This is a genomic window from Exiguobacterium artemiae (genome assembly GCF_033342815.1).
Taxonomy (GTDB): domain Bacteria; phylum Bacillota; class Bacilli; order Exiguobacteriales; family Exiguobacteriaceae; genus Exiguobacterium_A; species Exiguobacterium_A artemiae_A.
On the sequence record NZ_JAWPEN010000003.1, the window covers coordinates 167992 to 191571 of the forward strand.

Sequence of the window (23580 nt, forward strand, 5' to 3'; positions counted from 1 at the left end):
TCAACTAAACAAAAATCCCACCTCTATTATCGCAGATGGTGGGATATGTGAAAAGGTACGTTCACGTTTTATATTATTCGACGCTTAAGATATACGAGTAGAGCGGTTGTTTTCCATCATGGACTTCTACTTCCGCTTCCGGATTGATGGATTCGATGTAGGCGACCAGTTCGTCGACTTCTTCTTGTGCCACTCCTTCACCAAACAGAACCGTGATGATTTCATCTTCGTCTGTCACAAGTGTATCCACGAGTTTCTTGACAGCCCCGAGGCTTGAATGATCCGTTGCAATGATTTGTTTTTCGGCAATCGCCATATGATCGTCTTTTTTAATCTCGACACCATCGATGCTTGTATCGCGGACGGCATATGTGACTTGACCGGATTTAACTGCTGCGATCGCATCCGTCATATGACGTTCGTTTTCAGCGACTGTTGCTTCCGGATTGTAGACGATGGTCGCCGCCAGTCCTTGAGGTACGGTCTTCGACTTCACGACCGTCACACCACAAGAAGCAACTGATGCCGCTTGTTCTGCTGCCATGATGATATTCGAGTTGTTCGGATACACGTAGACGTGTTCCGCATGGGCATCTTCAATGGCTTTGACGATGTCTTCCGTTGACGGATTCATCGTTTGTCCGCCTTCGATGACGACACTGACGCCAAGTGATTTAAAGAGTTCGCTGATTCCTTCACCCATCGCTACCGTTACAAGCGCTGACTGGGCTTTTGCTTTTGTCGCAACCGGAGCCGCCACTTGATTGACGCCTTCTTCTTCGAGGATCGTCGAGTGCTGTTGACGCATGTTTTCAATCTTGACGGCAACAAGTTCACCAAAACGCTGACCTTTCGTGATGACTTCACCCGGTGTTTCCACGTGAACATGAACCTTCAGTAACTCTTCGTCTGCAACGACGAGTAATGAATCACCGAATTCCGCGAGCTCGTTCCGGAATGCTTCTTCACTGAACGGCGTATCTGCTAATTTATCGTCCTGGAAACGCACCATGATTTCCGTGCAGTAACCGTAATGAATTTCTTCCGTTGACATGAAGCTTTGAGCCGATTTGTGATGCTCTGCTTCGACGAGTGCTTCCATGACAGGCGCATGCGGTTTCTCAAGCTCTTTCCCTTCGAGGGTCGCAAGGAATCCTTCATAGATACAAACCAGTCCTTGACCACCGGAATCGACGACACCGACTTCTTTAAGTACAGGTAACAAGTCCGGTGTCCCTTCGAGTGACACTTTTGAAGCTTCAACGACACCGCGCATCAGTTCGAGTAAATCCGTTGTTGTCTCGGACTGGGCGATCGCCGCGACAGCTGTCTCGCGTGCTACCGTCAAAATCGTTCCTTCCACCGGTTTCATGACTGCTTTATACGCTGTATCGACCCCTTTTTGCAGGGCATCTGCGAATTCCTTTGTATCAATCGCATCTTTTCCTTCGATTGATTTTGAGAAACCACGGAACAATTGGCTTAAGATAACGCCGGAGTTTCCGCGCGCTCCCATTAAAAGACCACGTGCAAAGACCGTGGCAACTTCTGAGACCGAGTCTGTTGTTGTTTTGGCTGCTTCTTTTGAACCCGACGTCATCGTCAAATTCATGTTTGTTCCCGTGTCACCATCTGGGACCGGGAAAACGTTCAGCGAATCGACAAAATCCGCATTTTGATAGAGATTCGCTGCGCCATTCTGAATCATCTTGACCAGTTGCGCTCCTGTTAAACGATCTACACTCACTAAAGTTTCCTCCTCTATTCCCGCCTTAGACATTCGTCAAGCGGACTCCTTGGACAAAAATATTTACAGATGTCACTTCTAAACCAAGTGCCTGGCTGAGTGAGTATTTCACACGGCTCTGGACGTTGTTTGCGACTTCTGAGATTTTCGTACCGTAACTAACAATGATATGCATATCGATGTGAACTTGTTCCGATACCTGACGTACGATGACACCGCGTGCAAAGTTTTCGCGTTTCAGCAGTTCAGCCAGCCCGTCTTTGATTTGTGACTGGGATGCCATACCAACGACACCAAAACATTCCATCGCCGCTCCGCCTGCAAGTTGCGCAACGACATCGTTGTCTACATCAATTTTTCCATAGGTCGTTTTCATCTCGATCGCCACCTGAGTAGCCCCCTTTGTTAATTGTGTTCTTCCCATAATTCTACTATAAGGACCTACTATTGAAAAGTCGCCGTACTGACTATACAATGAATATGTGAAAAATAGTAGCGGTCAAATGAACTTTTACCATCATCCTCATTCATTATTTTAAATTTTGAGGTTGTCTGTCAAGTTTTTTTCTTGTCAGCTACTTTTTTTATGTTGCAACCGTCTTAACAGCATGCTAAGATAGCAAAGTGTCTATTAGGACGAACGCAAAACAACATAAAAGGAGGCGGAACACATGGCACGTAAATGCTACGTTACTGGGAAATCGCCGAAGTCGGGAAACAACCGTTCACACGCATTGAACAAAACGAAACGCACTTGGGGAATCAACGTACAAAAAGTACGTATCCTCGTTGACGGTAAACCTAAAAAGGTTTGGGTTTCAGCTCGAGCGCTCAAATCAGGTAAAGTCGAACGCGTATAAGGCGCAGTAACCGGATGGGAATCTTCCCTTCCGGTTCTTTTTTTATTTTTCTTATAAACTAATTGTCGGAATAATTGAAAACGCTTACAATAAGTGAGCAGTTATTTTTTTCAAGGGGGAAGGGTCAGACATGCAGTTAAAAAGAGAAATGACAAGCCGGCATCTCTTCATGATTTCACTCGGAGGGATTATCGGTACGGGACTGTTCCTCGGTTCCGGATTAACGATTTCGCAAGCAGGACCACTCGGGGCGGTCCTCAGTTACATCGTGGGTGGGACCATCATGTACCTGACAATGTTATGTTTAGGAGAGATGGCTGTCCATATGCCGGTTTCTGGATCATTTCAAACGTATACGACACGTTTCATCGGACCGGGTATCGGATTTGCCGTCGGCTGGATTTACTGGCTCGGATGGGCCGTGACGGTGGCACTTGAAATCACAGCAGCCGGAAGTCTGATGGATCGGTGGTTTCCGAACACCCCTATCGTCATCTGGTGTGCCATCTTCACCGTCGTTTTATTCGGACTTAACGCTGTATCTGCCAAAGCCTTTGGGGAGGCTGAGTTCTGGTTCTCGAGCCTGAAAGTCCTGGCCATTCTATTTTTCATCGCGCTCGGGGGAGCGGCTTGGTTTGGCTGGATCGACATGACGGCAGAACGTCCGGAAAGTTTATTCGCCAACTTTACTTCAAACGGATTGTTCCCGAACGGTGCGCTCGGAGTCTTGACGACGATGATCGCCGTCAACTTCGCGTTCCAGGGGACGGAATTGATCGGGGTTGCGGCCGGAGAGTCAAACGATCCCGAAAAATCGATTCCGAAAGCGATCCGGAATACGGTTTGGCGGACGTTCATCTTTTTTGTTCTTTCGATCACAATCGTCGGCGCCTTAATTCCTTATGAAACAGCCGGCGGTATCAGCAGTCCGTTCATCATGGTCTTTGATGCGATCGGGATTCCGTACGCGGCCGATTTGATGAATATCGTCGTTCTGACTGCCTTACTGTCGGTCGGGAACTCAGGATTATACGCGGCTACCCGGATGTTATGGTCGATGTCTCAAGAAGGTATGATCTCGAAAAAACTTGCCATCGTCAACTCGCGTGGTGTACCGATGCGGGCGTTATGCTTTACGATGCTGTTTGCGATGTTATCGCTTCTGACCGCCTTTTTCGCGGAAGATACCGTCTTCATCTGGTTGTTGTCACTAGCAGGACTCGGGGCACAAGTCGGTTGGATTTCGATTTCCGCTTCACAAATTGCGTTTCGCCGTCAATTCATCAAAGACGGGCATTCAGTCAGTGAATTGAAATTCAAGACACCGTTCTTCCCGGTCTTGCCAATCATCTCGTTTTCTTTGAACATGCTCGTGTTGATCAGCTTGGCGTTTCAGGCGGATCAACGGATCGCACTGTATATCGGTGTTCCGTTCTTCCTCTTGACATGGGGTTGTTACCACCTGTTCGTCAAAGGAAAACATATTGCAGCTCAAACCGAGCGTCAGGCAGCCAGTTCCACATTAGAATCTTGAACTACCGCCACCTGCAGAATCACAAAAAGCGTGTTCGTTAGGAAATCCTAACGAACACGCTTTTTTACTGATCCGACAAACTCCGTAATGCGATGACTTCACCTGTGTGCACCGTCACTTTTGCCGGTTCCTGATTCGTCCATTCATTGCTGACGGTCAACGATCCGCCGACCGGGACATCGTGTTGTGTCAACGGATACTTGACCCCTTGGAGCGTCAAACACGTCGGGACGAGCGGAATGAAGGACAGATAATGATACTGGTCTGCTTCGATGTCATATTGTCCCTGTTGCAGGAAACGGACCTCTTCCCGCTTCGTCATCAAGCGGACGAGCGGGAATTGTTTTAACAGATAGACATTTTGAAGCGTCATATCCAGTCGTCCGCCGGTCGCACCGAATACCAGCACTTCCGTTGCTTCATAATGTTGACTGACGTAACGTAATGCCAGTTCCAAATCGGTCTCATCCTTTTCAGACGGATGAATGATCGCCCCTTCCGGTTGGTATCCAAGCGAATCAAAGTCACCGATGGCCAAGTCAAAAGCGAAACCTTGTTGCGCCAAAACGGTGACCCCGCCGTCGACAGCGATGACAACCGGCTTCTCCTCCATAAACGGTTGTAAGGACGGAATGTCTTCCGCCGGACCGGCTGCTACAATCACGACCCGCATCAGACACCTCGTGCGGAATAACGAAGAAGTCGTGGTGCCGTCGTAAACAGGAGCCCTGCGACAATACCGCATAACAGATAGGACGGAACCATATACGTCGCGTTATAGATCAAGGAATACGGAACGACCGGACCTTCCGCATATTCAGCAAAGAAGACGATTCCGCTGATGACGTGACAGGCATAACGTAAGCCCGCACCTAACAATGTCGCACCTAATACAATCGCCATCAAACGGCCATTCTTCCCGGCGGCTGCTGCTTTTTTAACTTGACGGGCAAACAGTCCGCTCAGTCCGACGACTCCGAACGCAATCGTATAATCGAGTAACGGCTGAACGACCGTCAGAATTTGTGGAGCGAACATCAGTTGGAGTGTTCCGACGAGTGCTCCCGTCACGACCCCACCGATAACGCCGTGACGAAACGCCATGACAAAAATCGGTAACATCGCCAAACTGATGGAACCTCCTTGAGGCATTTTAAACGGGATCAATAAATCAAACACCACACCCAGACTTGCAAAGATTGCAATTTCCATTAACATTTGTAGCCGTTTCATCCTTTTTTCCTCCTAAAAATAAAATCGCAGGACGGCAAAAAGGCAGTACGACGAACGCCGTACTGCCTGCGTGCGCCACATCCCTACGTCCGTCTGAACGGAACAGGTTCGAAGGGTTAAAGTCCAATCACTTCTCTCAGCCGCTTGACGCGACACCCCTTGCGGTCTTCATTCAATTTTGATTCTGCTCTTATTATACGTGAGCGGCATTCCGAATACTAGTGATTGCCTCTGAATAATCCGGGGCATTATAGATTGCCGAACCTGCGACCAAAACGTTTGCACCGTTCTCGATACATAATTTGGCCGTCTCTGCGTTGACTCCGCCGTCGATCTCAATCTCAAACGATAAACCGTGTTCCGCTTTCAGCGCAGCCAGTTGACTTAATTTTTTCATGACACCCGGAATGAAGGCTTGACCGCCGAAACCAGGATTGACCGTCATCAACAAGACCATATCGACTTCTTCCAGCACGTGTTCAATCGTCGAAAGTGGTGTATGCGGATTAAGCACGACTCCCGCTTTCGCACCGGCTGCTTTGATCTGTTGCAGGACACGGTGGACGTGATTCGTTGCCTCGACGTGGAACGTCACGATATCAGCCCCTGCTTCAACGAATGCTTCAACAAAGTTTTCCGGGCGGTCAATCATTAAATGCACATCCAAAATCATATCTGTTTTTTGACGTAAACTGCTTAAGACAGGAAGTCCGAATGAGATATTCGGAACAAATTGGCCGTCCATGACATCAAAATGAATGTAGTCGGCACCTGCCGCTTCTACTGCTTTGACATCCCGCTCTAAATTTGCAAAATCCGCTGATAAGATTGATGGGGCGATTTTAATCATGTTAATACCTCCGTGTCCGATTCTTGATTTCCTCTACAAACATACCATAATTCGTATACCGTGAGTTCATGATTTCATGTGCCTCGACAGCCTGCTTAACCGCGCAACCGGGCTCATTCAGATGCAGGCAGCCGCGGTACTTACAATCGTCCTGTAAAGCGACGAATTCAGGAAAACACCAACGTAACTCTTCCAGTTCCATTTCATGCGGAAAATCGAGATTTGAAAATCCCGGAGTATCGGCAATTAAACCATCACCGAGCGGCATCAGGGTCACGTGGCGGGTCGTATGTCGTCCGCGTCCAAGTGCCTTCGAGATATGACTTGTTTCCAGTGCCAATGAAGGTTCTAAGGCATTCAGCAATGAACTTTTCCCTACACCGGACTGTCCGGCCAGGACACTCGTTTTATCTTTCAGCAACGGACGGACGGATTCGACTCCGGTCAAGGTCTCACTTGACGTTTCGATGACCTGATAGCCGATTGCCCGGTAGGCAGCAATCGCTTCGGATACATGCTGTTCGGCTTCTCCTTGCAGCAAGTCCATCTTTGTCAAGATGATGATCGGTTGAATCTCTTTTGCTTCGATCAGTACCAAAAACCGATCGAGAAGATGGGCAGAAAAATCAGGTTCTGCTGCTGAAACGACCAACAACGCTTGATCAATGTTGGCAACCGGCGGGCGAACGAGGAAATTTTGACGGTCCTTTACCTCGAGGATATATCCGGTCTCACTTTCAATGTGTAGAACGACCTCATCCCCGACGACCGGGCTGATGCCCCGTTTTCTGAAATTACCGCGTGCCCGTGAACGAATCTCGCCTTGAGGTGTCATGACATCATAAAATCCACCCTGCAGCCGAATGATCGTCCCTTCCCGATTTTCTTCAATTCGATTTTCTGCCATCCTATGCACTCCTTCGTCAGGATCAACTTCCTGATCATTATTCTTGTGATTTTGCCTGATTGTACGTAATCGTCTTCGCCCGGTAAACTTCGTCATCTTTATAGATGGTAATCTTACCTTCTTCTCCCGGATCAATTGTTAACGGAACATCAAACGTTTCGTCCTGATCAATCGATTCTTCGATGACCGTCCGTTTCCCTTTGGCATCTTCCGTCTCAATCCGGACGAGCTGACGTGGAGCGGGCTTGTCTTCTTCACTGACGCCATCGTAGACGACTTTTTCAGGGAACGTCGCTGTGACGGTTTTTTCTTCCTCTCCCCGTGAAATAAAGACCGTAACGGAATCATTCGGCTCGACTTGCGCACCGGCTTGCGGATATTGACGAATGACTTGATCAAGGGCGACGTCACTCGAGAACTCTTGCTCAAACGTGCCGTCGAGTCCCATCTCATCGAGGTAGGCTTTCGCTTCTGTACTCGATAAGTCCGTCAAGTCTTTCAGGACAAACGCCGGCGATCCGTTTGAGACCGTGATCGTGATCATCTGTTCCTTCGCAATGACTTCCGTTCCTGCTGAAATCGACTGTCGGATGACATTTCCGCGTTTGATGTCTTCGGATTCTTCCCGTTCGACGTCGACTTTTTCAAAACCGCTGTCCTTCAGGATGGCGATTGCTTTTTTCTCTGTCTCATCCGAAACATCCGGTACTTCGACCGGATCACTTCCAGTCGAGACAATCAAATCCACCGTCGATCCTTTTTTGACAGTCGCTTGTTCGCGAGGAGACTGACTGATGACGGCACCTTCTTCGACCGTATCACTTGAGCGTTCCGTCGATTCCACGATGAACCCCATTTTTTCAAGCTTCGTTTCCGCCTCGTCGGCGTCCTTGCCTGTCACATCCGGAACGACGACCGTCGGATCGGGCCACATGGCAAAAGTCGTGGCAGCTCCACCGATTAGTAATACCAACAATAAAATGATCCACCATGCGCGCTTCTTTTTTTTCTCGGGTTGAGGCAGAACGGTCGCGACTTTCGGAACCGGCACGGTTTGTTCGAGTTCTTCTGATGGCAACGATACGGGACTGAGCACCATCGTTTTTTCCATCAGATCATCACCACGAATTCCTTCGTTCGCCCGTTCGGCTGACATCGCCGTCACCATATCTTCTTTAAAGGCAGCGACCGTTTGTTGCCGGTCGTGCGGTGCTTTAGAGAGCGCCTGCATGATGCAATTTTCTAAAGCTTGCGGTACGGCCGGATTTAATGCGGTTGGACGGCGAGCGGTATCTTGCAGATGCTTCAGGGCAACCGCCACCGGTGAATCGCCTTCAAACGGAACCTGTCCCGTCACGAGTTCATATAACACTGCTCCAAGCGAATAGATATCTGATTTTTCATCCGCAAATTTCCCTTTCGCCTGTTCCGGCGAAAAATAATGAACGGACCCAAGTACTGACATCGTATGGGTAAGAGTCGCATTCGACATCGCGACCGCAATTCCAAAATCCGTCACCTTGACGGTCCCATCCTCACGAATCAACATATTTTGCGGTTTGATATCCCGGTGGATGATCCGGTGGGCATGGGCATGATCAATCGCATCACAAATTTGACTGATGATGTCAATCGCTTTTGTGACGGGCAGTGCCCGCCCTTCACAATACGTTTTAAGTGTCATACCATCGATATATTCCATCACGATATAATAAATCGCTTCTTCTTCTCCTACATCATAGACCGCGACGATGTTGGGATGATTTAAACTCGTCGCAGCATGTGCCTCTCGTTCAAATCGGCGGATGAATTGTTCATCATGCGAAAACTCGGTACGTAAAATTTTGATTGCGACAGTTCGATTCAAGATTTCATCATATGCCTGATAAACGTTTGCCATTCCGCCATTTCCAACTAACCGTTCTATGCGGTAGCGGTCGTTCAATCGATCTCCGTAACGCATATTCAGATCCTCTCTCTTTCTTTAAAACGGATTGCAGCAATCGTGATGTTGTCTGCGCCTCCCCGGTCATTCGCCTCTGATACAAGACGTTCGACAATCGTATCGAGCGGTGCATCTTCTTGAAGCAACTGCTCGATGACTTCATGGGGAACTTCATCCGATAAACCGTCGCTACACACTAACACGATATCATAGTCCGGTGCATCCCGGACTTGAATGTCGACATCAACGGATTCGTTCGAACCGACGGATCGTGTAATGACATTACGACGGGGATGATTTTCAAGCTCTGCTTCCGATAATTCCCCCAACTGTTTAAGCATGTTGACATAGGAATGATCATCCGTCAGTTGTTTCAATTGTCCTGCTTCCAGTGCATACACGCGGCTGTCGCCAACATGACCGATCACCAGTAAATCATCCGACCAACAGACACAGGCCATCGTCGTGCCGACAATCGATAAATTTTCGACTTGAGAAAAACGTAGAATCTGCGTATTGGCTTCTTTCACTAACCGCTCGATCCAGGAAGATAACTCCATCGGTCGGCTTGGCATATCTGCGTATGCTTCGGCAAAAGTCTGTTTGACGATGGCACTCGCCGTTTCACCGGCCGCGTGCCCCCCCATGCCGTCAGCGACGACGGCCAATCCTTGTGTTACATCGCCTACCAATAAAACCGTGTCCTCATTTTTTGAACGGACCTTTCCAGTCGTCGTCAAATAAGCTAACTCCATACCCGTCCTCCTCTTCGTTTTTGATTATCCCGTTGTTTCATTCATTTTTTTGAATGCAGCGATATAAAAACCATCTGTACCAAGCGATGTAGGAAGTAATTTTAATTCAGCCCGTTCACCAATCAATGATTGAACAGCTTCCGGCATCCGTGTTTTGAACGTCTCGTCAAAAACAAATCCTTGGCTGAGGATGAACTCTGTTTGCTGTTCATTTTCAAGCGGATCCATCGTACAAGTCGAATAGACGAAAGTTCCGTCCGGTTTGACGAGCGGAAGAACCGCTTCAAGGATTTGCCGCTGAATGACCGGCAATTGCGTTAAATCTTCGGGACGTTTCGTCCACTTAATATCGGGTTTCCGGCGAATGACACCGAGTCCGGAACATGGTGCATCGACCAATATCCGGTCAAATGATGCCGCCTCAAAACGTGTGCCTGCCTGTCGGGCATCCAGTGCCTCCGCCTGCACATTATGCAGTCCAAGACGCGTTGCCTGCTTTTCTAATAATTTTACTTTATGCGGATGAAGGTCCAGTGCGATTAACGATCCCGTCGCCAAACCTTCCGCGATATGCATCGCTTTTCCGCCCGGTGCCGCACAGCTGTCCAAGACACGATCCGTCGGTTGTGCACCTAAAGCGGCAGCGACCAGCATCGAACTTTCATCTTGGAGTGACAAGTAACCGCGTTCCAACAGATCCGTCTGTTGCACGCTGCCACTGACGATTTCAAGTCCGTCTGGTGCCGCATGGGCCGGTTTTGCAATGACTCCTTGTTCTTCCAGCAATACAATCGCTTCTTGTCGGTCTGTCCGGGTCCGGTTGACACGGACGGTGACGGGTGCCGGTTCATTATTCAGTCGGCACATCTTCCATGTCTCTTCCTCTCCAAACAGTTCCATCCATCGCTTGACCAGCCAGACCGGATGACTCGTTTCGATGCTGATCCGGTCAACCGTCGAAGGAATCGCTGAGAAATCCGGTTTTCCGGTCCGAAGCACGTTCCGCAGAACACCGTTGACGACTTTGGCGATGTGCGGTTTCCCGCGTGTCTTGGCAATCTCGACTGCTTCGTTGATGACAGCATGATCCGGAATCCGGTCGAGATAAAACAGTTGGTAAACACTCATCCGTAATAACGGACGCATGAAAGGGTCTAACTTTTTTTGTTTCGTTAAGAAAGGTTCCAGAATATAGTCCAGTGTCAGTTCACGACTGAGTGTACCGTAAACCAGTTCTGTATATAAACCGACATCTGCTTTTGAGATAGCTCGTTTTTCAAGCATTTGGTGGACGGAAATCGTGGAAAAAGCGCCGCCCTGGCCAATTTTTAATAAAGTTGTGACTGCTGCATCTCTGACATTCATGCTTGTTCGCCTACTTTCTGTCCAATCGTCAGTGTCTGTCCGACACCTCGCATGAACGTCGCACCGTCCATCCGTTTTTTACCGGCCGGCTGTACGTCCACTAACTTCAAGGCTGTGTCTGAACCGGTTGCAACGACAGGTCCATCAGCTTCCAGGGCAATGATTTCGCCTGCGCTTCCGCGCCCCGGCACTTTTTCAGCAAAGTATACTTTCAGACGATCTGAACCGAGCAGCGTATAGGCGCTTGGGAATGGATTCATGCCGCGGATTTGATTATATAATTCTTCTCCGGAACGTGAAAAATCGAGTCGTTCCCGTTCCCGGCTGATATTCGGAGAAAACGTAACATCTTCTTCCCGTTGTGCTTCAGGTGTCAACGTACCTGCAATCAACTGCGGTAATGTTTCGATTAATAATCGGGCACCGGCAGCACTGAGCTTATCAAACATCGTTCCGACCGTGTCACGCTCTTCAATCGGGACGATGATTTTTGATAACATATCTCCAGCATCCAGCTTGTCGACCATATACATAATCGTGACCCCTGTTTCTGTTTCCCCGTCGATAATTGCCTGGTGAATCGGGGCTCCGCCGCGATACTTCGGCAATAAGGACGCATGGACATTAATCGCGCCGTATTGTGGGGCTTCGAGCACTGCCGTCGGAACGATTTGTCCGTAAGCAGCCGTAATGATTAGGTCCGGTTTTAAATCAAGCAGCTCTTGATAGTCTTCACGGATTTTGATGGGTTGTAACACCGGGATTTCATGAGCCAATGCCACTTCTTTCACCGGTGTCGGCTTGATTTCACGTTTGCGTCCGACAGGTTTGTCCGGCTGGGAAACGACACCGACGACGTTATATCCGGCGTCAATTACTTCCCGGAGTGTATTTGCAGCAAACTCTGGTGTTCCCATGAAAACGACACGAGGCGTTGCTTCCGTCTCCACTAATTTGTCCGTGAACAACACACCGTCCAAATGATCCATTTCGTGCTGGATGGCCCGTGCAAAAAAGCCGTTCGCCTTAATTTTGACACTTCGTCCAAGACGGTCCTGTGATTTGACGACAATCTGTTCAAAGCGTTCCACGGGTCCGAAAATCCCCGGCATGCTTAAACAGCCTTCGTCGTCGATTTCCGATCCGGTTGCTTCGATGATTTCCGGATTAATCAGCTCGATCGGTCCCGTCTCATCATCCGTATGGACGACAGCAACACGAATCGGTTGGTTGATTTGCGGCGCTGCTAATCCGACGCCGTCATATTCATACATCGTATCGAACATCCGATCAATCATTTTTCCTAATTTCTTGTCAAACTTCGTTACCCGTTGGCATTTTTGACGTAATACTTCATTTGGTACTTCCACAACTTTGTACATAATTTGCCACCTCACATGAATACAAATGGATTTAAATCCACTGTTACTTGGACTTTTTGTTTGATGCGTAATGCAAGCATCGCACGGAGTGCCTCCCGCACTTCTTCTTGACCTTTATGTTTTAGAATCACTTGATATCGGTACATGTTTTTTAGTCGTGCCAGCGGTGCTTCGAGCGGACCGTTGACAATTAAATCGTCTGATTCCAGGTGCCGGAGTTCTCCCGCAATCGCTTCCGCTTCCGCTTGTGCTTCGAGCGGATGAGCCGCTGAAATCGTCACCAGTCCTAAAAACCAGAACGGAGGGTGTCCGCCTAACTTACGCAACTGCATTTCTCGCTGATAAAACGCTTCATAATCATGACGTTTCGCCGTCTGAATGACGTAGTGCTCCGGATTGTATGTCTGAATAATCGATTGTCCGGCAAGCGCTCCCCGACCGGCACGACCTGAAACCTGCGTAATCAGTTGAAACGTTCGTTCACTCGCCCGGAAATCAGGAATCCCGAGTGTTGCATCTGCTGCAATGACACCAACCAGTGTTACGTTCGGAAAATCAAGCCCTTTCGCAATCATTTGGGTTCCGAGCAGGATGTTTCCTTCACCACGCTCAAACGCATTCAATAATTTTTCATGCGCGCCTTTGCGTGACGTCGTATCTTGATCCATCCGGATGATTTTCGCTTCCGGAATCAAATGTGCCAGTTCTTCTTCGATTTTTTGTGTCCCGGTACCAAATTGACGGATTTTCTTTGACTCACAGGATGGACAGGTTTTCGGCATCGCTGCTTCAAATCCACAATAGTGACATTTCAGGCAATCCTGGTGTTGATGATACGTCAGATTGACGGCACAGTGCGGACATTGGAGTGTTTCCCCGCAATCCCGGCACAGGACAAACGTCGTATATCCCCGTCGATTGAGGAGTAAAACCGTCTGTTCGCCCCGTTCGATGCGTTGTTTGATTCCTTCGACAAGCGGCAGGCTGAACGGTGTTCGATTGCCGCGTTCCAGTTCTTTTCGCATATCGATGATCTCGACCGGTGGAAGTTCGCCTCCGAATCGTTCTTTTAGAGGGAGGTAACGATAGACCCCTTTCTGAGAACGTGCATACGTTTCTAGAATCGGCGTCGCACTTCCAAGGACGACGGGACATTTGTGATACGCCGCTCGCCACGTGGCCACATCCCGGGTATGATACCGCGGATTTTCTTCCTGTTTATAGGTCGTTTCATGTTCTTCATCCAAAATGATGACACCGATGTTCGTCAACGGTGCAAAAATCGCAGAACGTGCCCCGACCACGACATCAACTTCCCCGTGGGAAATTTTCCGCCATTCATCGTATTTTTCACCTAACGACAGACCACTGTGCAGCACAGCCACTCGATCCCCGAACCGGCGTTTAAAACGTTTGACCATCATCGGCGTCAAACTGATTTCCGGTACGAGCAAAATCGCTTGGCGCCCCCGCTGAAGCATTGTATGAATCGATTCCAGATAGACTTCCGTTTTCCCGCTGCCGGTCACCCCGTGGAGTAAAAACGTACTCGTCTCGTCCGGTGCCGTGATCGCATCGACCGCATCCTGCTGATGGGTTGTCAGGGTGGACGGAACAAAGATATCTTGGACGAGATGTTCGTACGGATTGCGGTTTACATCAATCGTCTCGACCGTAATGACACCTTTTTTCTCTAAACTGTTCAGAATGCTGACAGTCAAATCCAGTTCATGCATCACTTCACTCCATAACACTTCCTGACGTGCCATCAGATAATCACGGAGCAGAATCTGTTTTGTCGCTTGTTTCGATAATTCAATCGTCGAATCGAGCAGACAAATCCGCTTGTCGGTTTTGGACGTTTTCTTTTCTTTGACGATCGGTTGCAGTCGGATATCCCCATTTTGGGCAGCCACTAATATCTGTTGTTGGACCTCACTCGGAAACTGGCTGATTTTCTTCTGGTTCCAGTGAATCAGCCGCGGATTTTCCGCCAAAATCAGTTTATCATAACTGACTTTTAAAGCAGCGGGCAACATCGCAAGTAGTGCCGTCGCCTGATAGCAAAGGGTCGTCTCGGACAGATAACTCGACAGTTGAAGCAATTCTTCCGTATACGTCGGTGTCTCATCGAGAACGCGTACAATCGGTTTGATACGTGCAAGATCCGTCTCGTCCTTCACGGCAACGACGATTCCGAGCAATGCCCGCGGACCGAACGGCACTTCGACACGCATACCGGGAACAACGAGATCACGCCATAAATCCGGTACTTCATAATCAAATGGCCGGTCGACCGTCGCCGCCGCGACATCGACGATGACTTCGGCAATCATCGTAATGCCTCCATGAACTGTTCAATCAATGCGGCTGCCAATCGGGTTTTCGATTGTTGATCATAATGAACGGCCGGATGATTGTTTCCATAAACCGTGACTTGATTCTCATCACTTGAAAAACCGATGTCTGCACGGGAGACATCATTTGCGACGATGAAATCCGCCTGTTTTCGAATCAGTTTTTGCTGCGCATGTTTTTCCAGATTTTCAGTTTCGGCTGCAAACCCTACTAAAATCTGATTTGTCTTCCGCTCACCAAGCGTACGTAAGATATCCGTCGTCTCTTCCAGTTCAATCCGTAACGGTCCGTCGATTTTCTTTTGTTTGCGGTCATACCGGACAGTCGGACGATAATCGGCCACCGCCGCTGCCATGATGACCAGATCTTGTTTGTCATAGTCAGCTAACATCGCTGCAAGCATCTCGTCACCGGACTCGACAGCTTTCGTCGTTATACCGGTCGGCAAGGCTTCTCGAACCGGACCATGAACAAGCGTGACGGTCGCTCCGGCATCCCGGGCCGCTTCCGCAAGCGCGATGCCCATCTTACCGGACGAATCGTTCGTCAAATAACGAACCGGATCAATCCGTTCGACAGTCGGACCGGCACTGATCAGGACATGGCGATTCGCGAGCGGTTTCGGTTGGAACAAGCCGGATAACGTTTCGACCAACTCTTCCGGTTCAGGCAACCGCCCTTTTCCGATCCAGCCACATGCCAAGTTACCGACTCCGGGTGCGATCAAGTGGACTCCGTCTGCCATCAGCCGTTCCATATTTCGCACTGTCGCCGGATGTTCGAGCATATTGACGTTCATCGCCGGAGCAACCACGACCGGACATGTCGCCGCTAAAATCGTCGTCGTAATGAAATCATCGGCGATTCCGTGCGCAAGTTTCGCAATCAGATTCGCCGTCGCAGGAGCCACGACGATCAAATCAGCTTCATCTGCTAAATCGATGTGGGCAATCTTGGATGCATCATGCTCGATGAAGACATCATCATAGACCGGTTTTCTCGTCAAGGCGGCAAACGTCGTTTTCCCGACGAATTGTTGGGCATTCTTCGTCATCGCGACTTGAACGTTCGCTCCGGCCTGAACGAGTTTCGATGCCAAAGCCGCCGCTTTATACGAGGCGATTCCTCCTCCGACACATAATAAAATGTTACGATTCGTTAGCATGATGAATTCCTCCTTATTGAAAAAAACAGCCACAATGAGGAGTGGCTGCTTCAAAATTAGTCTTGCGGTTGGTTCGTAACCACGACTTCACCAGAAAAGAGTTCTTCGAGCGCTTTTCCGACTGGTTTGTATGATTTCGGGTTTGCTACTTTCACGCGTTTCCCGTCTTGGATTTGACGTGCACGTTTTGCTGCGACCGTCACGATTGTGTATTTCGAAGGGACCGTCTTTTGAAGCTTGTCTACTGATGGATATAACATGTTATTTGACCTCCATGGCTTTTTTATACAAGGACGCAACGCGTTCCCGGCTACAATGTTCTGCAGTGACGATTGCTTGAATTCTGTCACATGCTTTGTGGATCTCGTCATTCGTGACGACGTAATCATAAGCATCCATCATTTCAATCTCTTCTTTCGCGACAAGAAGACGTTGTTTGATGACCTCTTCTGATTCTGTTCCACGCCCGACAAGACGGTTGCGAAGTTCCTGTAAACTTGGCGGAGCCAAAAACAGAAAAACAGCTTCCGGAAAATGTTCCTTCACCTGCATCGCACCCTGTACTTCAATTTCCAAGATGACATCTTTTCCTTCATCTAAGATTTTGTTGACCCATTCGACGGGTGTACCATAATAGTTACCGACGAATTCCGCATGCTCGAGCAATTGGTTGTTCGCAATCATACTTTCGAATTCTTCACGTGTCTTGAAGAAATAATGGACACCGTCCACTTCTCCCTCACGCGGTTTACGTGTCGTACATGACACAGAATAGTGCAAATTATTGTCTTCATCTTCGCGCAAGGCACGGCAAACCGTTCCTTTACCAACACCACTCGGACCAGACAATACGAGTAATAAGCCACGCTCTTTAAAAATCACTTCAGAACCCCTCCATCTAACAAACTTCACATTGTTTCATATTAGCAGTAGAGACAGGAAGTTCGCAAGTGGTCTTTTTCAGCTCGACTGCTTAATCATACCATAACCGGGCACTTTCTGTTACCTTTAGAAAGTGGAAACGAAATCAGGAAAGAAGGTAATATCATGGCTTTTGACGGACTAATGACAACACGTGTCGTCCGGGAACTCCAACCGCTCGTTGGGGCACGGATTAATAAAATACACCAACCGTATGCTCTCGATTTAATTTTCAGTGTCCGGGCAGAACGAAAAAACGTGATGTTGCTCGCATCGGCCAATGCGATGTACGCGCGGCTTCATCTGACATCGGAGTCGACGAGCAATCCAAGCGAACCGCCGATGTTTTGTATGATGCTCCGAAAGCATCTCGAAGGCGGCTTCATCGAATCAATCGAACAGCTCGGACGTGACCGGGTCATCTTAATGCGTGTCCGCTCACGAAATGAACTCGGGGATGAAGAAGCGAAAAAACTGTACATCGAACTGATGGGCCGCCATTCCAACATCCTCCTGACAGATGGACAGGATAAAATCTTGGATGCGATCAAACATCTTCCGCTCAGCCAAAATACATTCCGGACCATCATGCCGGGTCTGCAGTATCACTTGCCGCCGGAACAAGATAAAGTCGATCCTCTGACCGGTGACATCGAACAGACGTTACACCGGATTGATTGGAACGCCGGAAAGATCGACCGTCAGTTATTAGGTTTGTTCAGTGGTTTTTCACCGCAAATCACTGCTGAAATCGTGTCGCGGGGCGGTCTTTCGAACCGGACATCGCTTGCGGAGGCCATTCATTCCGTCCTCGATGAACTGACGGGTCCTTATTATTTACAGCGTCTCGCAAACGGGAAGGAACGTTTCTCCCCTGTCGCGTTGCACCACGGGGAAATCATTGAAGAAAAGACCTTCGCGACAAGCGGAGACGTCCTCGATGCATTCTTCCATCAGAAATCAAATCGGGATCGTGTCAAACAACAGGCGGCCGACCTGGAGCGTTTTATCAAAAGCGAATATGATAAAAATATTCTGAAACGCACGAAACTCGAACGTGACCTGGCCGCTACCGAAAAGATGGACGAATTGAAACACAAAGGCGAATTATTGACGACCTACCTGTATCAGCTCGAACGCGGCATGAAAGAGGCGACGGTCGTCGATTATTATGACGAAGACGGGAAGGAAATTACGATTGCTCTTGATCCCCGCTTCTCACCGAATGAAAATGCCCAACGATACTACAAACGCTACAACAAACTGAAAACCGCTAAAATCGAAGTCGCGAAGCAGCTCGAGAAAAACCAGCTCGAAATCAATTATTTCGAGTCGCTACTGGCACAACTCGATGTCGCTTCTCCGGAAGATATTCGGGAGATGCGGGAAGAGCTCGTCGAAGAAGGATACGTCCGGGAACGCAGCAAAAAGAAAAAGAAACCTCTTATCCCTAAACTTGAGGCCTACCAATCTTCGACCGGCATTCCATTTTTCGTCGGCAAAAACAACAAACAAAATGATTATGCGACGTTTAAATTCGGACGCCGGTCCGAGACATGGTTGCATACAAAAGATATCCCCGGTTCACATGTCATCATCCGCAGTGACCAGCCGGATGAGACCACATTAAAAGAAGCCGCGGTGGTCGCCGCCTATTATTCCAAGGCCCGGGAATCGAGCCAGGTGCCGGTCGATTTCACAGAACTCCGTTACGTCAAAAAACCGAGTGGTGCCAAACCGGGATTCGTCATCTATACGGATCAAACGACACTTTATGTCACTCCGGATGCCGATCTTGTCCAGTCATTGCGGACACCTTAAAAAAAACGTCGTCTTCGCTCTTTTTCAATTGAAAAAGAATCACGAGGACGACGTTTTTTCATTTCATTTTTTCCAGTTGTTCCCGGTAATCGAGCAAATGACCGTTGATGATATCGTCCACTTCACTGACTTCCTGGTCAAAGCTGAACATCGGCTGATCCCGGTCGTGTGAAAAAATCACATCATAATGATGGCTGAGCAGAAAATCGATTTCTTGTCCGAGGACCTTCTCCTGTTCGTCCGACATCGGCAAGTCGCGATGACTGGCGATACTTTCAAGCAGTAACAGAAGTTTGTCCTCCAGATCAACCAGCTGTTTCAATTGAATGAATGCTTTACTCTGACCGCTGGCGACAAGCGGATATTTCTGATCCTCCTGCAGCATGATAATCATTTCCTCATGCTTTAAAACCTGTTTGCGGACCGTCAGTAATTTTGCATCGTCTTTGACCAGGCTGCGCCAGTCCTCCATCAATTGTTTGGTCGTCTTTTTGACGAACAACAATAAACGGTCTTCATAGTGAGGGGGAAACACGATGTAGTTGACGGCGACTGCGGATAAGACACCGACGACCGTCAATAAGGAACGGGTCAATGCATAATGGACATAGTCAGCGGTCGGACTTTCAAACATCAGCACGATGGCAAAAGCGGCAAACGTCGACATGTCGGTCCGTCCAATCATTGAGTTAAAGACAAGCGACACGATGACGGCCAATCCGATCGTCAATGGATTCGCTCCGAGGGTCGCGACGACCGCGAGTCCACAGACTAAACCGAGAATCGTCCCTAAAATCCGGTTGAAGACGATTTTAAACGACCGGTGAATCGTCGGTTGCATGGCGACGATTGCGGCAACCGCTCCCATACCGGAATAAATTCCGAAGACATACCAAGAAAAACTGAGGGCAATCGCTACAGCGATTCCGGTCTTGATTGTCCGAAGACCGATCCGAAATTGGAATTTCACTCGAGCGTCACCTGCCCGACTTCACTCTCGACAGTCACTTCCGGTTTTTCTTGTTTCGACAACTCAAATAAAGCGGTATCATCGTCTTTTCGTTTCGTATACCGGTCTGAAGCTTTGATGTCACCTTCCGTCGTTACGGCAATCGTGCCGGCCGCTTTCGTTGGTTTCAATCGAACCGGGCCGTCAATCGTCGAGACGGATAAATCCAGTTTGGCACCGTATTCGGATAAGTTAACCGATTCTGCGGTTACTTCCGCATGGACGGCATTCATATTCGTGGCTTTGACATTGCCTTGAGCTGTCAGCATGATATCGTCTGCATCCATTTTGTTTATATCCATCGCCTCAGCTGACATCTGGATTGATTTCGCATATACGCCCATTCCTTTAATGGACCGAGCGTCAACATCGATTCGATTCATGTAGTTCGGTAATCCGACCTGAATTGAAAAATCACCTGGCTTCTCACTCGGACGGTTCCCGAGTCGTGCGGCAAACCCATCACGTCCTGTCACCGTCAGTGTATTTCCTGACGTACCGATTTTCAACCGCTTTTGGCTGGACGCACTATCCACCAGTTTCAGCTGGACATTTCCGTCCGTACTCCGGACAAAGTTGATCGTACCGTTCGGTGCGTCGATCTGAAGCGTTTTATACCGGTTCGTTGTTTTAAACGCTTCTCCCCGTGATAAGGAATCCGTCGTCAAAAATAAGGTCACCGTATATAAAATCATCAGACTTAAGATAACCGAACCGTAAACGATGAGCGGGCGGCGAATCGGTTTACGGGCACCGATCCGATCGAATGAAGCCGTCATTTTCCGCCGTTTGTCTTTTAGTCGCGTAAACGATGATTGTTTCCGCTTTCGTTCTGTTCTGCTTGTGTTCTCCTCCATTGGTCTACCTCCATCCAATTCTCTCCCATTATTCCGAATTTATGATTCGTCTGTCAACATTCCTTCTTTATCATACGAAATTGTTCACATAATACCATCGGGCGGAAGATGGAGCATGACAAAAAAACGAATCATTCTTTCCATGCTTCCGGAAGAATGATTCGTTTTTAACAGTGCAAACCGGTCTGACCGGTTTTTTCGCTGTTAATTACAGTTCGATTGACTCGTCGATTTTCAAGGCTTGACCGGTTTGACCCTGCGCTTCCAAATTCGCGCAGAAAGCCGCGGCATCCTGCTTGATGAGATCAAACGTGTCGTAATGGACCGGCACAATCGTTTTCGCCTGCAACATGTCTGCTGCCACCAAGGCATCATCCGGACCCATCGTATAGTTATCACCGATTGGCAGGAACGCAAGATCGATGTCGTAATGTGCACCGTAGAGCGCCATATCACCAAACAGTGCCGTATCTCCCGCATGATAGATGACTTTATCTTCAATCGTCAATAAGAAGCCGGCCGGCATTCCCATGTAGGTGATTGTCTGTTTTTCTTCATCGATGATGCTTGAAGAATGGAACGCCTGCGTCATTTTAACTTTTCCGAACGGAAACTCAAACTGTCCGCCGAGATTCATCGGATGAACATTCAATCCTTTAAAGCTCAGGTACGTCGCCAGTTCATGTGTCGCGACAATCGTCGCGCCTGTCGCTTTCGCAATAGCTTCGGCATCCAGCATATGATCGGCATGCGCATGCGTTAACAGAATAAAGTCTGCTTTGACGTCTTCCGGTTTTGTCATCGCCTGATCGTTGCCGCTGAAAAATGGATCAATGACGATGTGGTGCCCATTCGTTTCGATTGTGACAGTGGACTGTCCGTGATAAGTCAGTTTCATCTAAAAGGACCTCCTGAGATTAGTGGTATCAACAAGGAATTTAGTTCCCTTCTCCCCAGGCGCATAAACCTTTTATCGCAGGTTGCAACGTATAAGCGGCATCCGTCAACCGGTACTCGACGTGCAGTACGGCTTCGTCGAATTCAATCCGTTCGACCATCCCGAGCCGTTCGAGTTCTTTCAATTGATCGGTCAACACTTTCCGCGAAATACCGGGAATCGCGCGTTGCAGCTCCAAAAAACGTTTCGGACCGTCTTCTAACGTGCAATATAACTGTGGACGCCATTTTCCGCCGATGATGGCGAGCGCCCGATTGACTGGGAACTGTTCTGTCGTCATTGCTTTTGTCTCTCCTTCAGGTAGTTACTTTAAAGTGCGTACTATGCAGTCGAGTGTATCGTAAGTTATCGTAATCGTAAATCAAAAAGCAAAGGAGTTGGATGTTATGACGTATCCACGTAATTTCTCACACATCGGACTGTCTGTTCCGAATCTAGAACAAGCCATCTCATTTTATTCGGAGGTGATGGGCTGGTACACCATCATGGAACCGTCGGACGTCGTCGAGGATGACTCACCGATCGGGGTCATGTGTACGGATGTCTTCGGAGCCGGCTGGGGAAAATTCCGGATCGCTCACATGGCGACCGGCGACCGGGTCGGAATCGAGTTATTTGAATTCCCGAACAATGAACAACCGGACAACAATTTCGAATTCTGGAAGACCGGCATTTTTCATTACGCCATCCAGGATCCGGATATCGAGGGCATGGTCGAAAAAATCGTTGCCCACGGCGGTAAACAACGGATGCCGATCCGCGAATATTATCCGGGTGAAAAACCGTACCGGATGGTCTATTGCGAAGACCCGTTCGGTAACCTGGTCGAACTGTATTCCCACTCATATGAACTGACGTATTCGGAAGGAGCGTATTAATGATGAAAGCATGGTTAAACCACACAGGTGAAGCAGTTGATCAATGGACGTTCGAAGAGATCGAAACCCCGACGCCGGATGAAGGTCAAGCGTTGATTCGTGTCAAGTCGGTCGCTTTGAATCCTGTCGACTACAAAGCAATCAAAAACCCGGCCTGGACGTATCCGCATGTGCCGGGCGTCGATTTGACCGGAATCGTCGAACAAACAGGACCAAATGTAACGGATATCAAAGTCGGTGAACGTGTCGCCGTTCATACGAATCTTCAAAAAAACGGGGCATTCGCGGAATATGCAGTCGTCGATGCCCGTGCCTTGGCGAAAATTCCGGCGGCTGTCAGCTTTAGCGAGGCTGCTGCCATTCTATGCGCCGGTATGACGGCCTATGAAGCCATCATTCAAAAGATGAACACAACAGATAAGGAGACCATCCTGATTCACGCCGGAGCCGGTGGTGTCGGTGGAATCGGAATTCAGCTCGCGAAACGACTCGGACTTGCCGTCGCGACGACGGCCTCGACAGAGAATCATGACTGGGTCAAGAAGCTTGGTGCGGATCTTGCCATCGACTATAAAACAGAAAATGTGACGGAAGTCATCCGCGACTGGACGAACGGTCGTGGTGCGGACTTGATTTTCAATACAGTCGGTCGAGATGAAGCGACCGCTGATCTCGGACGACTCGCTTTTTCCGGACAACTGGCGTTCATCGCCGGCGGTCCCGATCAATCGGTCGTCACACCGTTTACGCTTTCACCGTCTATCCATGAAGTCGCTCTCGCTGCTGCTTATGCAAGCGAAGATGACCGGGCCATTCGGAATCTTGGTCATATGGCAGATGAACTTTTGAAACTGGTTGCTGCAAAAGAACTGGATCCGCTCGTTACGGAAGAGATTCCGGCGGCAGATCTCGTCAAAGGTTTACAGCGGCTGTCTGAACGGCATGTCCGCGGAAAGCTCATCGCAACATTTTAAATTGTGTATATAAAAGCAGAGGTGTTTTCCTTGAATTGCGGGAAAACACCTCTGCTTTTTG

23 protein-coding genes and 1 riboswitch are annotated in these 23580 nt (G+C 48.8%); of the genes, 5 read left to right on the plus strand and 18 right to left on the minus strand.

What is annotated here, in order from left to right:
* Nucleotides 1-73: 73 nt before the first annotated feature.
* Both R7V76_RS05120 and R7V76_RS05125 read right to left on the minus strand, forming a co-directional pair.
* Nucleotides 74-1747: a DAK2 domain-containing protein gene (locus tag R7V76_RS05120; RefSeq protein ID WP_440137041.1), complete on the minus strand. Its 1674-nt coding sequence runs from the start codon at nucleotides 1745-1747 to the stop codon at nucleotides 74-76.
* Between the two features lie 25 nt (nucleotides 1748-1772).
* On the minus strand, nucleotides 1773-2135 hold the full coding sequence (locus R7V76_RS05125; protein WP_026827974.1) for an Asp23/Gls24 family envelope stress response protein: 363 nt from the start codon (nucleotides 2133-2135) through the stop codon (nucleotides 1773-1775).
* 283 nt (nucleotides 2136-2418) lie between these two features.
* Here R7V76_RS05125 and rpmB point away from each other — a divergent pair, with 283 nt between their 5' ends.
* A complete protein-coding gene (rpmB, locus tag R7V76_RS05130) occupies nucleotides 2419-2607 on the plus strand; it encodes a 50S ribosomal protein L28 (protein ID WP_012370787.1) in 189 nt (62 codons plus the stop codon).
* 130 nt (nucleotides 2608-2737) lie between these two features.
* Nucleotides 2738-4141: an amino acid permease gene (locus R7V76_RS05135; RefSeq protein ID WP_318091495.1), complete on the plus strand. Its 1404-nt coding sequence runs from the start codon at nucleotides 2738-2740 to the stop codon at nucleotides 4139-4141.
* Between the two features lie 64 nt (nucleotides 4142-4205).
* Here R7V76_RS05135 and R7V76_RS05140 read toward each other — a convergent pair whose 3' ends face one another.
* From R7V76_RS05140 to gmk, 12 genes are all read right to left on the minus strand, one after another.
* Nucleotides 4206-4814: a thiamine diphosphokinase gene (locus R7V76_RS05140; RefSeq protein WP_318091496.1), complete on the minus strand. Its 609-nt coding sequence runs from the start codon at nucleotides 4812-4814 to the stop codon at nucleotides 4206-4208.
* Nucleotides 4814-5374: an energy-coupled thiamine transporter ThiT gene (gene thiT, locus R7V76_RS05145; protein WP_318091497.1), complete on the minus strand. Its 561-nt coding sequence runs from the start codon at nucleotides 5372-5374 to the stop codon at nucleotides 4814-4816. The genes R7V76_RS05140 and thiT overlap by 1 nt, the downstream gene beginning before the upstream one ends.
* 63 nt (nucleotides 5375-5437) lie before the next feature.
* Nucleotides 5438-5544: riboswitch (TPP riboswitch) on the minus strand.
* Between the two features lie 23 nt (nucleotides 5545-5567).
* Nucleotides 5568-6224 carry a ribulose-phosphate 3-epimerase gene (gene rpe / locus R7V76_RS05150; protein WP_318091498.1) on the minus strand — a complete coding sequence of 219 codons (657 nt, stop codon included), beginning with the start codon at nucleotides 6222-6224 and terminating at the stop codon, nucleotides 5568-5570.
* 1 nt (nucleotide 6225) lies between these two features.
* Nucleotides 6226-7131, minus strand: coding sequence for a ribosome small subunit-dependent GTPase A (gene rsgA, locus R7V76_RS05155; protein WP_318091499.1), 906 nt, complete (start codon nucleotides 7129-7131; stop codon nucleotides 6226-6228).
* A gap of 37 nt (nucleotides 7132-7168) precedes the next feature.
* On the minus strand, nucleotides 7169-9094 hold the full coding sequence (gene pknB / locus R7V76_RS05160) for a Stk1 family PASTA domain-containing Ser/Thr kinase (RefSeq protein WP_318091500.1): 1926 nt from the start codon (nucleotides 9092-9094) through the stop codon (nucleotides 7169-7171).
* A 2-nt stretch (nucleotides 9095-9096) separates the two neighbouring features.
* Nucleotides 9097-9831, minus strand: coding sequence for a Stp1/IreP family PP2C-type Ser/Thr phosphatase (locus tag R7V76_RS05165; RefSeq protein ID WP_318091501.1), 735 nt, complete (start codon nucleotides 9829-9831; stop codon nucleotides 9097-9099).
* Nucleotides 9832-9855: 24 nt separating this feature from the next.
* Nucleotides 9856-11196 carry a 16S rRNA (cytosine(967)-C(5))-methyltransferase RsmB gene (gene rsmB / locus R7V76_RS05170; protein ID WP_318091502.1) on the minus strand — a complete coding sequence of 447 codons (1341 nt, stop codon included), beginning with the start codon at nucleotides 11194-11196 and terminating at the stop codon, nucleotides 9856-9858.
* Nucleotides 11193-12578 (minus strand): methionyl-tRNA formyltransferase, encoded by a 1386-nt coding sequence (fmt, locus tag R7V76_RS05175; RefSeq protein ID WP_318091503.1) that lies wholly within the window; start codon nucleotides 12576-12578, stop codon nucleotides 11193-11195. Before fmt ends, rsmB begins: the two co-directional genes overlap by 4 nt.
* An 11-nt stretch (nucleotides 12579-12589) precedes the next feature.
* Complete coding sequence (gene priA / locus R7V76_RS05180; RefSeq protein WP_318091504.1) at nucleotides 12590-14914, minus strand: primosomal protein N'; 2325 nt, start codon at nucleotides 14912-14914, stop codon at nucleotides 12590-12592.
* Nucleotides 14911-16101: a bifunctional phosphopantothenoylcysteine decarboxylase/phosphopantothenate--cysteine ligase CoaBC gene (gene coaBC, locus R7V76_RS05185; protein ID WP_318091505.1), complete on the minus strand. Its 1191-nt coding sequence runs from the start codon at nucleotides 16099-16101 to the stop codon at nucleotides 14911-14913. Before coaBC ends, priA begins: the two co-directional genes overlap by 4 nt.
* Nucleotides 16102-16157: 56 nt before the next feature.
* Nucleotides 16158-16361 (minus strand): DNA-directed RNA polymerase subunit omega, encoded by a 204-nt coding sequence (rpoZ, locus tag R7V76_RS05190; protein WP_012370799.1) that lies wholly within the window; start codon nucleotides 16359-16361, stop codon nucleotides 16158-16160.
* A gap of 1 nt (nucleotide 16362) precedes the next feature.
* Nucleotides 16363-16980, minus strand: coding sequence for a guanylate kinase (gene gmk / locus R7V76_RS05195; RefSeq protein ID WP_234944616.1), 618 nt, complete (start codon nucleotides 16978-16980; stop codon nucleotides 16363-16365).
* 168 nt (nucleotides 16981-17148) lie between these two features.
* On the opposite strand from gmk, the gene R7V76_RS05200 reads away from it, so the two are divergent.
* Nucleotides 17149-18843, plus strand: a complete 1695-nt coding sequence (locus R7V76_RS05200; RefSeq protein ID WP_318091506.1) for an Rqc2 family fibronectin-binding protein — start codon at nucleotides 17149-17151, stop codon at nucleotides 18841-18843.
* Nucleotides 18844-18901: 58 nt separating this feature from the next.
* On the opposite strand, the gene R7V76_RS05205 is transcribed toward R7V76_RS05200, so the two are convergent.
* The 4 genes from R7V76_RS05205 to R7V76_RS05220 form a co-directional block, all read right to left on the minus strand.
* On the minus strand, nucleotides 18902-19813 hold the full coding sequence (locus R7V76_RS05205) for an FUSC family protein (RefSeq protein ID WP_318091507.1): 912 nt from the start codon (nucleotides 19811-19813) through the stop codon (nucleotides 18902-18904).
* Nucleotides 19810-20709 carry a DUF4097 family beta strand repeat-containing protein gene (locus tag R7V76_RS05210; RefSeq protein ID WP_318091508.1) on the minus strand — a complete coding sequence of 300 codons (900 nt, stop codon included), beginning with the start codon at nucleotides 20707-20709 and terminating at the stop codon, nucleotides 19810-19812. The genes R7V76_RS05205 and R7V76_RS05210 overlap by 4 nt, the downstream gene beginning before the upstream one ends.
* A gap of 208 nt (nucleotides 20710-20917) precedes the next feature.
* Nucleotides 20918-21607 (minus strand): metal-dependent hydrolase, encoded by a 690-nt coding sequence (locus tag R7V76_RS05215; RefSeq protein ID WP_318091509.1) that lies wholly within the window; start codon nucleotides 21605-21607, stop codon nucleotides 20918-20920.
* Nucleotides 21608-21647: 40 nt separating this feature from the next.
* On the minus strand, nucleotides 21648-21947 hold the full coding sequence (locus R7V76_RS05220) for a winged helix-turn-helix transcriptional regulator (RefSeq protein ID WP_012370805.1): 300 nt from the start codon (nucleotides 21945-21947) through the stop codon (nucleotides 21648-21650).
* A gap of 106 nt (nucleotides 21948-22053) precedes the next feature.
* Here R7V76_RS05220 and R7V76_RS05225 point away from each other — a divergent pair, with 106 nt between their 5' ends.
* Both R7V76_RS05225 and R7V76_RS05230 read left to right on the plus strand, forming a co-directional pair.
* Nucleotides 22054-22545, plus strand: a complete 492-nt coding sequence (locus tag R7V76_RS05225; RefSeq protein WP_290828884.1) for a lactoylglutathione lyase family protein — start codon at nucleotides 22054-22056, stop codon at nucleotides 22543-22545.
* Between the two features lie 2 nt (nucleotides 22546-22547).
* Entirely contained in the window at nucleotides 22548-23519 is a 972-nt protein-coding gene (locus R7V76_RS05230; protein ID WP_318091510.1) for a zinc-binding dehydrogenase, read from the plus strand.
* Nucleotides 23520-23580: the final 61 nt, after the last annotated feature.

What these genes read in the sequence shown, in the direction of transcription:
- rpoZ (WP_012370799.1), bottom strand. Translation starts at nt 16,361, where the DNA reads ATGTTATATCCATCAGTAGACAAGCTTCAAAAGACGGTCCCTTCGAAA.
- R7V76_RS05140 (WP_318091496.1), bottom strand. Translation starts at nt 4,814, where the DNA reads ATGCGGGTCGTGATTGTAGCAGCCGGTCCGGCGGAAGACATTCCGTCC.
- R7V76_RS05210 (WP_318091508.1), bottom strand. Translation starts at nt 20,709, where the DNA reads ATGGAGGAGAACACAAGCAGAACAGAACGAAAGCGGAAACAATCATCG.
- R7V76_RS05220 (WP_012370805.1), bottom strand. Translation starts at nt 21,947, where the DNA reads ATGACGACAGAACAGTTCCCAGTCAATCGGGCGCTCGCCATCATCGGC.
- fmt (WP_318091503.1), bottom strand. Translation starts at nt 12,578, where the DNA reads ATGTACAAAGTTGTGGAAGTACCAAATGAAGTATTACGTCAAAAATGC.
- rpe (WP_318091498.1), bottom strand. Translation starts at nt 6,224, where the DNA reads ATGATTAAAATCGCCCCATCAATCTTATCAGCGGATTTTGCAAATTTA.
- thiT (WP_318091497.1), bottom strand. Translation starts at nt 5,374, where the DNA reads ATGAAACGGCTACAAATGTTAATGGAAATTGCAATCTTTGCAAGTCTG.
- rsgA (WP_318091499.1), bottom strand. Translation starts at nt 7,131, where the DNA reads ATGGCAGAAAATCGAATTGAAGAAAATCGGGAAGGGACGATCATTCGG.
- R7V76_RS05200 (WP_318091506.1), top strand. Translation starts at nt 17,149, where the DNA reads ATGGCTTTTGACGGACTAATGACAACACGTGTCGTCCGGGAACTCCAA.
- rsmB (WP_318091502.1), bottom strand. Translation starts at nt 11,196, where the DNA reads ATGAATGTCAGAGATGCAGCAGTCACAACTTTATTAAAAATTGGCCAG.
- rpmB (WP_012370787.1), top strand. Translation starts at nt 2,419, where the DNA reads ATGGCACGTAAATGCTACGTTACTGGGAAATCGCCGAAGTCGGGAAAC.
- R7V76_RS05225 (WP_290828884.1), top strand. Translation starts at nt 22,054, where the DNA reads ATGACGTATCCACGTAATTTCTCACACATCGGACTGTCTGTTCCGAAT.
- priA (WP_318091504.1), bottom strand. Translation starts at nt 14,914, where the DNA reads ATGATTGCCGAAGTCATCGTCGATGTCGCGGCGGCGACGGTCGACCGG.
- R7V76_RS05215 (WP_318091509.1), bottom strand. Translation starts at nt 21,607, where the DNA reads ATGAAACTGACTTATCACGGACAGTCCACTGTCACAATCGAAACGAAT.
- R7V76_RS05230 (WP_318091510.1), top strand. Translation starts at nt 22,548, where the DNA reads ATGAAAGCATGGTTAAACCACACAGGTGAAGCAGTTGATCAATGGACG.
- R7V76_RS05135 (WP_318091495.1), top strand. Translation starts at nt 2,738, where the DNA reads ATGCAGTTAAAAAGAGAAATGACAAGCCGGCATCTCTTCATGATTTCA.
- pknB (WP_318091500.1), bottom strand. Translation starts at nt 9,094, where the DNA reads ATGCGTTACGGAGATCGATTGAACGACCGCTACCGCATAGAACGGTTA.
- R7V76_RS05165 (WP_318091501.1), bottom strand. Translation starts at nt 9,831, where the DNA reads ATGGAGTTAGCTTATTTGACGACGACTGGAAAGGTCCGTTCAAAAAAT.
- coaBC (WP_318091505.1), bottom strand. Translation starts at nt 16,101, where the DNA reads ATGCTAACGAATCGTAACATTTTATTATGTGTCGGAGGAGGAATCGCC.